12 protein-coding genes and 1 tRNA gene are annotated in these 10,998 nt (G+C 55.7%); 9 read left to right on the forward strand and 4 right to left on the reverse strand.

What is annotated here, in order from left to right; all coding sequences use genetic code 11:
• Nucleotides 1–61 precede the first annotated feature (61 nt).
• Together D8U69_RS15240 and D8U69_RS15245 are read left to right on the forward strand one after the other, a co-directional pair.
• A complete protein-coding gene (locus D8U69_RS15240; protein ID WP_130907641.1) occupies nt 62–433 on the forward strand; it encodes a hypothetical protein in 372 nt (123 codons plus the stop codon).
• Between the two features lie 100 nt (nt 434–533).
• Nucleotides 534–1,019 carry a hypothetical protein gene (locus D8U69_RS15245; RefSeq protein WP_130905820.1) on the forward strand — a complete coding sequence of 162 codons (486 nt, stop codon included), beginning with the start codon at nt 534–536 and terminating at the stop codon, nt 1,017–1,019.
• A 298-nt stretch (nt 1,020–1,317) separates the two neighbouring features.
• Here D8U69_RS15245 and D8U69_RS15250 read toward each other — a convergent pair whose 3' ends face one another.
• The 3 genes from D8U69_RS15250 to D8U69_RS15260 all read right to left on the reverse strand — a co-directional run bounded on the left by D8U69_RS15250 (nt 1,318) and on the right by D8U69_RS15260 (nt 3,029).
• Nucleotides 1,318–2,322, reverse strand: a complete 1,005-nt coding sequence (locus tag D8U69_RS15250) for an RHS repeat-associated core domain-containing protein (RefSeq protein ID WP_130905819.1) — start codon at nt 2,320–2,322, stop codon at nt 1,318–1,320.
• Nucleotides 2,323–2,464: 142 nt separating this feature from the next.
• The gene (locus D8U69_RS15255; protein WP_130905818.1) at nt 2,465–2,794 is read right to left on the reverse strand and encodes a hypothetical protein; all 330 of its coding nucleotides are present in this window, start codon (nt 2,792–2,794) and stop codon (nt 2,465–2,467) included.
• 150 nt (nt 2,795–2,944) lie between these two features.
• A tRNA-Leu gene (locus D8U69_RS15260) sits at nt 2,945–3,029 on the reverse strand.
• 107 nt (nt 3,030–3,136) lie between these two features.
• Here D8U69_RS15260 and queA point away from each other — a divergent pair.
• From queA to D8U69_RS15290, 6 genes are all read left to right on the forward strand, one after another.
• Nucleotides 3,137–4,201: a tRNA preQ1(34) S-adenosylmethionine ribosyltransferase-isomerase QueA gene (gene queA / locus D8U69_RS15265; protein WP_130907642.1), complete on the forward strand. Its 1,065-nt coding sequence runs from the start codon at nt 3,137–3,139 to the stop codon at nt 4,199–4,201.
• 14 nt (nt 4,202–4,215) lie between these two features.
• Nucleotides 4,216–5,331: a tRNA guanosine(34) transglycosylase Tgt gene (tgt, locus tag D8U69_RS15270; protein ID WP_162250580.1), complete on the forward strand. Its 1,116-nt coding sequence runs from the start codon at nt 4,216–4,218 to the stop codon at nt 5,329–5,331.
• Nucleotides 5,332–5,374: 43 nt separating this feature from the next.
• Nucleotides 5,375–5,710: a preprotein translocase subunit YajC gene (gene yajC, locus D8U69_RS15275; protein ID WP_007956696.1), complete on the forward strand. Its 336-nt coding sequence runs from the start codon at nt 5,375–5,377 to the stop codon at nt 5,708–5,710.
• A gap of 64 nt (nt 5,711–5,774) precedes the next feature.
• Nucleotides 5,775–7,643, forward strand: coding sequence for a protein translocase subunit SecD (gene secD, locus D8U69_RS15280; protein ID WP_130907643.1), 1,869 nt, complete (start codon nt 5,775–5,777; stop codon nt 7,641–7,643).
• Nucleotides 7,644–7,652: 9 nt separating this feature from the next.
• Nucleotides 7,653–8,567, forward strand: coding sequence for a protein translocase subunit SecF (gene secF / locus D8U69_RS15285; RefSeq protein ID WP_056855158.1), 915 nt, complete (start codon nt 7,653–7,655; stop codon nt 8,565–8,567).
• 118 nt (nt 8,568–8,685) lie between these two features.
• Nucleotides 8,686–9,237, forward strand: coding sequence for a glycine zipper 2TM domain-containing protein (locus D8U69_RS15290; RefSeq protein ID WP_056855159.1), 552 nt, complete (start codon nt 8,686–8,688; stop codon nt 9,235–9,237).
• Nucleotides 9,238–9,556: 319 nt separating this feature from the next.
• Here the strand turns inward: D8U69_RS15290 and suhB are convergent, their stop codons facing one another.
• Complete coding sequence (gene suhB, locus D8U69_RS15295; RefSeq protein ID WP_056855160.1) at nt 9,557–10,375, reverse strand: inositol-phosphate phosphatase; 819 nt, start codon at nt 10,373–10,375, stop codon at nt 9,557–9,559.
• Nucleotides 10,376–10,521: 146 nt separating this feature from the next.
• On the opposite strand from suhB, the gene D8U69_RS15300 reads away from it, so the two are divergent.
• On the forward strand, nt 10,522–10,998 hold a 477-nt coding region (locus D8U69_RS15300), incomplete at its 3' end, for an RNA methyltransferase (RefSeq protein ID WP_130907644.1).

A 10,998-nucleotide genomic window follows, 5' to 3' on the forward strand; every position in this document is an offset into this window, starting at 1 on the left:
GGGAATTTGGTGGTATAGCTGGAGAGCAAATTGGTGAAATATTATATAGGGGCGCTTTGCTATGACTGAGGTTGTATTGGCCTACATTGCGCTAGTTTCAATGATATGCTTATTTTTTGCATTATGCTGGATATTTTTGTCCTTTTACTTATATACCGGGTTGATTGAAAAATATCTTAGAAAAAGTAAGTTTGTTGCGATTAATCGAAAAGGTTTGTCAGGCTTGGGGTTGCTAGGCTCAGTTGTTAGAAATTGTTCAATTGCTTTAATGTTTTTGATTCCTAAGTTTTGCGAGAGACGAGGCCTTATTGAAGAAAATGAATTGGAGAATCTGCCGCTTCATCTCAAGAGAAAGTTGTTAGCGCCGTGGATCACTGGCGGCGTATTCTTTTTTACGATTTTCCTTTATTCGCTTTATGTCGTTTGGGCCTAAAGCGAGTTTTGAGGCGGATTTCCTTGGGTTGGCCTTGCTCGGATCTGCAATGCAGCAATGGACTTAATGGTGAGTCATACATAACGAAGGGCTTGGACGGATGGCTCGTGGAAAATTCAAGTCAATAGCAAGAAAGTGCAGATGCTGTGGCGCATTAAATGAAGAAAGAACAAGAGGGATTAAAATCGGTCTCTGTTATGGATGTAGAAAGTCCAGGCATGAATCAAAAAAAGAAACTGTATCGCGGGTACATAAAAATCGATTAACGATCGTGCTCGGTTTAATTTCCTTTATATTTTTATCATTCGCCGGTTATGCGATTTGGTTTGAGTATCTCGTGCTACCTTATGGAAATCGCTTTCATTCAGAATTGTTGGAGTTCAAAGGTTTGGATGTTGCTGTGCCAGCACTGTCGTTGATTCTGCTCTCAGTTGGTACGATATGTGGCGCCGTAGTCAATCACTATCGTTCCTCTTGCAAGCAGCTATTTAGGGATGTAATGAAAGTCAGTCTGTGGGCTGGGTTTATTTTGTATTTTGTATCTATTTTCTTTGGCAAAGAACTGCGCTATAGGCTGTTTGATTAGAGTTGGCAATGTCCTGCACTGAACCCAACTCCCAGTAGGCAGGAAATGGGGCCTACCCCTTGGGCTGCCAGTGGACAGCAAATTGGCAAAATAGTAGCGTCGCGCCACTACCCTCAACTCTGTAACGGACTACACATGCTCACTCTCGCTCCAGCCTGAAGGAAAAGGGGGCACATTTATTAGTGGGTTAAACTCGAAATAAATCCGTCTCCATTTTTCATTTTTCTGATCGAAACGAAGTACCGTTACTACGGCATGGCCACCTGTCCTGGAATTTAACAGTGTTTTCCATGGATGATTAAACCGTAATGCGGATTAATTGAACAACGGGTTGCAGTCTGGGGTCGTTGGGTAGTAATCCGCCCCACCCGTCAGGAAGAGCGTACTTATGAATTGAGGGTGAAACTGGCGGTTTAACGACACGCTGAGTTGCGCGCGGCCTGAGTCGAATGTCCCACCTGTCAGGATTAGTATCGTTAAGAATAGGGGCTGTGCGGGTTCTGTTTTGAGTTGTAGAAGACTTATTGACGTCCATTTTTTTATGCGCAAGCGCGCTTAGGTTCTTGGAGGTGTCGGGCGTTTTGCCAAGGTTTGTTGTTGTCGCAGGAGCGTTTGTTTGCTGTGTGTTTGGAGGGATAGGCTGTGTGGTTTTCTTTACTGTTTTTATTGCTTTGGTTTTTTTTATACTGCCTAGACTATTCTTAACTCTGGATAAGGCGTTGGATACATTTGATTGGTTGAAAATTCTACGCGCGATAAGAAGAAGCTTTGCTTTACCCGTCGGGTCTGCATAATTGATTGGATCATTTTCGCAATAGGCATATGCGTTAAAGCCACCCTCTCCGAACGGGCTTAAATGATCCGGGCTGAGAAATCGCATCAAAACCGGACTAAACGCCCGATATCCGTTCCCCAAAAAATAATTTCCCGTCAGCGGATCCCTGCGCTCACCATTAAAGCCAAGCATGTTGAGTAGCCCACTTGTAAAGGGGCTATGTCCATAAGGCAAGTAGGCGAAAGATTGTGGTTGATGATTGGTCTTGAGCGTCTGCAATACCGAGCGTTGTTGATCGCTGGCCAGAAGTATGGTGTGGGACACATCACCCTCACTCTGCAGCTGCGCCAACAATTGGTCGCTGTGTTGGAGGATGGAGTGGCTTGTCTTCCCCTGTATCTCTGTGCAGAGGCGATTTCTGCAGTAGAAGTGCTGACGCTCTTGCTCGCCTTGCATCACGTTACCGACCAGCTGGTCGAGGGCATCATGGCGATATTGGCACAGTAGAGTTTCGCTTCGGGCAGTCATGGGTGAACACCTCTGAAATCCCAAGTGAAGGCGTTCATTATTGAATAACTGGCGAGGTAGGGGTACTAGCAGAACTGATAGGTCTACTCAAGCAGCAGGTTGGCAACTGCAATGCGCAATGTCTCGACAACAAATGCTCATATCACTGGATATCTTTCAAATAGTCCTTTAAAGCGATGAGTGGCGCATCAATCTGCTCCATCGTCTGGATACCTGCTAATTCAGCCGCCAACCTCCCCAACTCCCGCCCCAACGGCTTATCCACACCCCCAACAGCCTCCAACGCCAACCCAACACACTCACCCACCTTCACCTGAATCCCCTCAACATCCCCCCGCCGCACCAGCAACTCAAACACATCCCGCTGGTAATCACCCATCACCAGATCATCCCGCAAAATCGGGCTCTGGCCTTCCGATTCATAAGCCAGTTTGAGGGAGAAGAGGGCGACGGTTTCCAGGTGCAATTCCATGGGGGGAATCCTTGATGAGTGTTTTACTGACCGAGGGGGAGGAGATCAAAAGCATCGCTGGCAAGCCAGCTCCCACAGGATGGCGGTGGGGGTTGGTGCTTTTCTGCAGGCGAAAAAAAAGGCCTTGCTAAGCAAGACCTTTCTTAATTTTGGTGCCCCGAGGGAGACTCGAACTCCCACTCCTTTCGAAAACGGATTTTGAATCCGCCGCGTCTACCAATTCCGCCATCAGGGCTCAATGGCGGCGAAGTATAGAGATGAGATAACCGCTGGTCAATCAGGTACATGGAGAATTTTTGATATTTCCGCTAGACTTCCCGGCCCTGCTAGACGAACCCCATCATGCGCGTTGCTGACTTTACTTTCGAGCTCCCTGATTCGCTGATCGCCCGCCATCCTTTGGCCGAGCGTCGCGGTAGTCGCCTGTTGACCCTGGATGGGGTCAGCGGCGCCCTGGCACACCGTCAATTCACTGATTTGCTGGAGCATTTGCGCCCCGGTGACTTGATGGTGTTCAACAATACCCGGGTGATTCCGGCGCGGCTGTTTGGCCAGAAGGCTTCCGGCGGCAAGCTGGAAATCCTGGTGGAGCGGGTGCTCGACAGTCATCGCGTACTGGCCCATGTGCGTTCCAGCAAGTCGCCCAAGCCTGGGTCGAAGATCCTGATCGACGGCGGTGGCGAGGCCGAGATGCTGGCGCGGCACGATGCGTTGTTCGAGCTGGGGTTTGCCGAGGAGGTGTTGCCGCTGCTCGACCGCGTCGGGCACATGCCGTTGCCTCCTTATATAGACCGCCCGGATGAAGGCTCGGACCGCGAGCGTTATCAGACTGTGTACGCCGAGCGCCTGGGGGCGGTGGCGGCGCCGACGGCGGGGCTGCATTTCGATCAGGTGCTGATGGAGGCGATTGCCGCCAAGGGCGTCGAGACGGCGTTCGTGACCTTGCACGTCGGCGCAGGTACGTTCCAGCCGGTGCGCGTGGAGAAGATCGAAGACCACCACATGCACAGCGAATGGTTGGAAGTCGGCCAGGACGTGGTCGATGCGGTTGCCGCCTGCCGTGCTCGTGGCGGTCGTGTGGTGGCGGTGGGGACCACCAGTGTGCGCTCGCTGGAAAGTGCCGCGCGCGATGGCGTGCTCAAGCCGTTCAGCGGCGATACAGATATTTTCATTTACCCTGGCCGGCCGTTTCATGTGGTCGATGCCTTGGTCACCAACTTCCATTTGCCCGAATCCACGCTGTTGATGCTGGTTTCGGCGTTCGCCGGTTATCCCGAGACCATGGCCGCCTACAAGGCTGCTGTCGACAATGGATACCGCTTTTTCAGCTACGGTGATGCGATGTTCATCACGCGTAATCCTGCGCCGACTGCCCCTAAAGAATCGGGCCCAGAGGAAACAGTATGAGTCGCACCTGTCGTATGTCTTTCGAGCTGCTGGCCACTGATGGCAAGGCTCGTCGTGGTCGCTTGACCTTCCCGCGCGGTACCGTCGAGACCCCGGCTTTCATGCCAGTGGGCACGTATGGCACGGTCAAGGGCATGCTGCCACGGGATATCGAGGCGACCGGTGCCGAGATCATTCTGGGCAACACGTTCCACCTGTGGCTGCGCCCGGGCACGGAAGTGATCAAGAAGCACGGCGACCTGCACGATTTCATGCAGTGGAAAGGCCCGATCCTGACCGACTCCGGCGGTTTCCAGGTGTTCAGCCTGGGTGCCATGCGCAAGATCAAGGAGGAGGGCGTGACCTTCGCTTCCCCGGTCGACGGCGCCAAGGTGTTCATGGGCCCGGAAGAGTCGATGCAGGTCCAGCGCGACCTGGGCTCCGACATCGTGATGATTTTCGACGAATGCACGCCGTACCCGGCTGACGAAGACGTCGCCCGTATTTCCATGGAATTGTCATTGCGTTGGGCTCAGCGCTCGAAAAACGCCCACGGCGACAACACGGCGGCGCTGTTCGGTATCGTTCAGGGCGGCATGCACCAGGATTTGCGCATGCGCTCCCTGGAAGGCCTCGACAAGATCGGCTTCGACGGCCTGGCCATTGGCGGTCTGTCGGTGGGCGAGCCCAAGCATGAAATGATCAAGGTGCTGGATTATCTGCCGGGCATGATGCCGGCTGACAAACCTCGTTACCTTATGGGCGTTGGCAAACCCGAAGACTTGGTTGAGGGTGTGCGCCGCGGTGTGGACATGTTCGATTGCGTGATGCCAACCCGTAATGCCCGCAACGGGCATCTGTTCATCGATACCGGCGTGCTGAAGATCCGAAACGCGTTCCATCGCCATGATGATTCGCCGCTCGATCCGACCTGCGATTGCTATACCTGCCAGAACTTCTCCCGCGCTTATCTGCATCACCTGGACAAGTGCGGCGAAATGCTGGGAAGCATGCTTAATACCATCCATAACTTGCGTCATTATCAAGTGCTTATGGCTGGTTTGCGCGAGGCTATTCAACAGGGTACATTGGCCGCCTTTGTCGATGCCTTCTACGCCAAACGCGGGTTACCTGTTCCGCCTTTGGACTGAGTTTTCTGACCCCAAGATTCAACATTTGCAACTGGAGTGCTAAATGAGCTTTTTTATCTCTAATGCCATGGCTGACGCTGCTGCACCTGCGGCAGCCCCAATGGGCGGCGGTTTCGAGTGGATTTTCCTGGTCGGCTTCCTGGTCATCTTCTACCTGATGATCTGGCGTCCACAGGCCAAGCGCGCCAAAGAGCAGAAAAACCTGCTGAGCAGCCTGCAGAAAGGCGACGAAGTCGTGACCACTGGCGGTATCGCCGGCAAGATCACCAAAGTAGCTGACGATTTCGTCGTTCTGGAAGTTTCCGACACCGTCGAAATGAAATTCCAGAAAGGCGCCATCGCCGCCACGCTGCCAAAAGGCACGCTGAAAGCGATCTAAGTTTCATCTTCATTTTCAATCGACGGGGCGCGCAAGGCGCCCCGCGTCATAAACGGGCGGCGTGATGCTGAACAAATATCCTCTGTGGAAATACATTCTGATCCTGGCGGTGCTGGCGATCGGTCTGATTTATTCCGCTCCCAATCTTTATCCTGATGACCCGGCCATTCAGGTCAGCGGTGCCAGCACAGCACTGCAGGTCAATCAGGCTGATCTGGACCGTGTGAGCGCTGCGCTCAAGGAATCCGGGATCAACGTCAAGGCTGCCACGCTGGCAGAGGGCGGCAAGGGCGGGCTGATTCGCCTGACCAAGGCTGAAGATCAGCTGCCAGCCAAGGACGTCGTGCGCAAGGCGTTGGGTGATGACTACGTTGTCGCGCTGAACCTGGCACAAACCACCCCGCAATGGCTGCGCAACCTCGCTGCGCACCCGATGAAGCTGGGTCTGGACTTGTCCGGTGGTGTGCACTTCCTGCTGGAAGTGGACATGGACAAAGCCCTCGATGCACGCCTGAAAGTCTACGAAGGCGACGTCAAGAGCCTGTTGCGTAAAGAGAAACTGCGCTATCGCAGCCTGCCGCAACTCGATGGTGCCATTCAGCTGGGCTTCACTGATGAAGCAACCCGTGAACAGGCCCGTAGCCTGATCCGCAAGAATTTCAACGATTTCGACATTGTTCCGGCCGACCTCAATGGTCAACCGGTACTGCGTCTGGCGATGACCCCGGCCAAGCTGGCGGAAATCCGCGAATACTCCATCAAGCAGAACTTGACCACGGTACGTAACCGCGTCAACGAGCTGGGTGTTGCCGAACCGATCGTTCAGCGTCAGGGCGCCAACCGTATCGTGGTTGAGTTGCCGGGCGTGCAGGACACCGCAGAAGCCAAGCGTATCCTCGGCAAGACGGCCAACCTCGAGTTCCGTCTGGCAGCTGAGCCTGGTGCTTCGAAAGCCACTTCCGAATCCTTCGAGTTCCGTGAGGGCAACCGTCCTCCGGCCCTGATCGAACGTGGCTTGATCATCACTGGTGACCAGGTAACCGATGCGAAGGCAGGTTTCGGTGAGCAAGGCTCGCCGGAAGTGAATATTCGCCTGGACGGGCATGGTGGCGAGCTGATGAGCCGTGCGACCCGTTCGAACGTCGGTCGCAGCATGGCGGTGATCTTCATCGAGCAGCGTCCTGTGACCACTTACACCAAGCAAGTGGTCAACGGCGTCGAGAAAGACGTGCCGGTACAGACCTTCAAGGAAGAGAAGAAAATCATCAGCCTGGCGACCATTCAGTCGCCGCTGGGTGCGCAATTCCGTATCACCGGCCTGAACGGCCAGGGCGAATCGTCTGAACTGGCGCTGCTGTTGCGTGCCGGTGGTCTGGCGGCGCCGATGTACTTCGCTGAAGAGCGCACCATCGGCCCGAGCCTGGGTGCGGACAACATCACCAAGGGTATCGATGCGTCGCTGTGGGGCATGCTGTTCGTCTCGCTGTTCATCATCGCCATCTACCGCTTCTTCGGCATCATCGCCACCGTCGCGCTGGCGGTGAACATGGTGATGCTGCTGGCCTTGATGTCGCTGCTGGGTGCAACGCTGACCCTGCCGGGTATCGCCGGTATCGTGTTGACCATGGGTATGGCGGTCGACGCCAACGTGCTGATCTTCTCGCGGATTCGTGAAGAGATCGCCGCCGGCATGACCGTGCAGCGTGCAATCAACGAAGGCTTCGGCCGGGCATTTACTGCGATTCTCGACGCCAACCTGACAACACTGTTGGTCGGCGGCATCCTCTTTGCCATGGGCACCGGCCCGGTCAAAGGCTTCGCAGTGACCATGTCCCTCGGGATCTTTACCTCGATGTTCACGGCCATCATGGTGACCCGCGCGATGGTCAACCTGATCTTCGGCGGTCGTGACTTCAAGAAGTTGTGGATTTAAGGGGCTGCCATGTTACGTACAATCAACTTCATGGGCGTTCGCAACTTCGCGTTCGGCGTCACATTGTTCCTTACCGTGCTGGCCCTGTTCAGCGTCGCCACCAAGGGCATGAACTGGGGCCTGGACTTCACCGGCGGTACGCTCATCGAGCTGACCTACGAGCGTCCGGCCGACGTCACCAAGGTGCGTGAACAGCTGGTGACTGCCGGCTATCACGAAGCCATCGTGCAGAACTTCGGTGCGACCACCGATCTGCTGGTGCGTATGCCTGGCGAAGACCCGCAACTGGGGCACCAGGTCGCCGAGGCCTTGCAGAAGGTCGGTGGCGAGAACCCGGCAACGGTCAAGCGTGTCGAGTTCGTCGGCCCGCAGGTGGGTGAAGAGCTGCGCGACCAGGGCGGCCTCGGCATGCTGATGGCGCTGGGCGGCATCCTGATCTACCTGGCTTTCCGCTTTCAGTGGAAGTTTGCGGTCGGTGCAATCGTTTCGCTGATCCACGATGTGATCGTGACCATCGGTATCCTGTCGTTCTTCCAGATCACCTTCGATCTGACGGTACTGGCGGCGGTATTGGCGATCATCGGTTACTCGCTCAACGACACCATCGTGGTATTCGACCGGGTTCGTGAGAACTTCCGGGTCCTGCGCAAGGCCAACCTGATCGAGAACATCAACATCTCGACCACGCAAACCCTGCTGCGGACCATGGCGACGTCGATCTCCACCTTGCTGGCGATCGCAGCATTGCTTTTCTTCGGTGGCGACAACCTGTTCGGCTTCTCCATTGCCCTGTTCATCGGTGTTCTGGCGGGTACCTACTCGTCGATCTACATCGCCAACGTGGTGCTGATCTGGCTGAACCTGAGCACTGAAGACCTGATTCCTCCGGCGAATACCGAGAAGGAAGTCGACGACCGTCCATAACGGCCATCGTTTCCAGCTGTCAGCCGAAAAAGGCGCGAGTTGAACTCGCGCCTTTTTTTATGCTCCAAGGCTGGGAGAAGCGCGGACATGTTCCGCGGGTGATGGTCAGGAGGTTCATGTGAACAAGTCGATGCTGGTTGGTGCGGTATTGGGTGCTGTCGGTGTGACTGCCGGGGGTGCTGTGGCCACCTACAGCCTGGTTAAAGATAACGGTCCTGAGTACGCGCAAGTACTCGCTGTTGAGCCGGTGAAGACTCAAATCAAGACTCCACGTGAAGTGTGCAAGGACGTCACGGTCACCCGGCAAGCGCCGGTGAAAGATCAACACCAGATCGCCGGTACAGTGGTAGGTGCGCTGGCAGGCGGTTTGCTGGGTAACCAGATCGGCGGCGGCACTGGCAAGAAGATTGCCACGGTTGCGGGCGCGGTCGGTGGTGGTTATGCCGGCAACAAGGTTCAGGAGGGCATGCAGGAGCGTGACACCTACACCACGACCCAAACCCGTTGTAATACGGTGAATGACATCAGCGACAAGGTTGTGGGTTACGACGTGCGTTATTCGCTGGACGGCAAGGAAGGCAAGGTGCGCATGGATCGCGATCCAGGCAACCAGATCCCTGTGGATAAAGAGGGCAAGTTGGTCTTGTCGGAGAATCAGGCGGCTCAGTGAAGCGCTGAGGTCGGTTAAAAAAGAAGCACCCTGCGGGGTGCTTTTTTTGTATCCGCAATTTCTGAATCACTACCAATCTCCCTTGTAGGAGCCGGCTTGCTGGCGATCACGGTCTAACAGTCGACATCAATGGTGAATGTCAGATCGGTTCGCCAGCATTCCGCCTCTGTAGGAGCCGGCTTGCTGGCGATCGCGGTCTAACAGTCGACATCAATGGTGAATGTCAGATCGAATCGCCAGCAAGCCGGCTCCTACAAGGGTTGGCAGTTTCGGGCATAAAAAAAGCACCCCGAAGGGTGCTTTTTCTGTCGCGGGAAGCTTAGCGCTTCAGCGAGGCGGGCAGGTGCGGCTGGATGGCCGTCAAAACGGCCTTGAAGCATTTGGTGTTACCGGCAACGACGTGGCCTTTTTCAAGGAAGTCGTGACCACCGGTGAAGTCGCTCACCAGGCCGCCTGCTTCCTGAATCAGCAGGGCGCCTGCCGCCATGTCCCACTCGGACAGGCCCGACTCCCAGAACGCATCGAAACGGCCGGCGGCTACATAGGCCAGGTCCAGGCTCGCCGAACCGGCACGGCGGATGCCGGCAGTCTGGCCCACCAGGGCGCGGAACATGCCCAGGTAGTTGTCGAGGTTGTCCATCTGGTCGTCACGGAACGGGAAGCCGGTACCCAGCAGGGCGCCGTCCAGGCTGGTGCGGCCGCTGACGCGCAGGCGACGACCGTTCAGTTGAGCGCCGCGACCACGGCTGGCGGTGAATTCTTCCTGGCGAACCGGGTCCAGAACAACAGCGTGCTCAAGACGACCGCGGTATTTGCAGGCGATGCTGACAGCGAAGTGAGGAATGCCGCGCAGGAAGTTGGTGGTGCCGTCCAGTGGATCGATGATCCACAGGTACTCTTCGCCTTCGATGCCGGTGCCGGCGTGCAGGCCGGTTTCTTCACCCAGGATCGAGTGATTCGGGTAAGCCTTGCGCAGGGCGTCGATGATTTTCTGTTCGGCGGCGCGATCCACCTCGGATACGTAATCCTTGGCGTCTTTTTCGTCGACCTTGATGGTATCCAGGCGCTCGATGGAGCGGAAGATCAATTCACTGGCGCTGCGGGCGGCGCGCAGCGCGATATTCAGCATGGGCTGCATGGATGTGTCACCTAAGGTTGTTAAAGAAAGCCGGGCATTCTATCAGAAAGTTTCTACAGGAGAAGGACGACGTTCGCTTTCATGGCTTAACGGTAGGATGAGCTGTAAGATTCTGCTCCCGATTATTGTGTTCGAGAGCGCCTCCCTTGCTGCAAAACATTCGTGTCGTCCTGGTCAATACCAGCCATCCGGGCAATATCGGCGGGGCTGCGCGTGCCATGAAGAACATGGGCCTGTCGCGGCTGGTGCTGGTCGAGCCTCGTCTGTTCCCGCATCACGAAGCCGACGCCCGTGCTTCTGGTGCCGGTGACATCCTTGAAAACGCGCAAGTCGTCGCCACTTTGGAAGATGCCCTGGTCGGCTGCAATCTGGTGCTGGGCACCAGCGCCCGTGATCGTCGGATTCCATGGCCGCTGCTCGATCCCCGCGAATGCGGGACGAAAGTGGTCGAGGAAGCCGGGCAGGGCGCGGAAATCGCCCTGGTGTTCGGGCGTGAAGATTCCGGCCTGACCAACGAAGAGCTGCAGCGATGTCATTATCACGTGCACATCCCCTCAGACCCTGAGTTCAGTTCGCTGAACCTTGGGGCGGCGGTGCAGGTGTTGAGTTATGAAGTGCGCATG

Origin of the sequence: Pseudomonas sp. Sample_16 (genome assembly GCF_004307665.1) — a bacterium.
Classification (GTDB): domain Bacteria; phylum Pseudomonadota; class Gammaproteobacteria; order Pseudomonadales; family Pseudomonadaceae; genus Aquipseudomonas.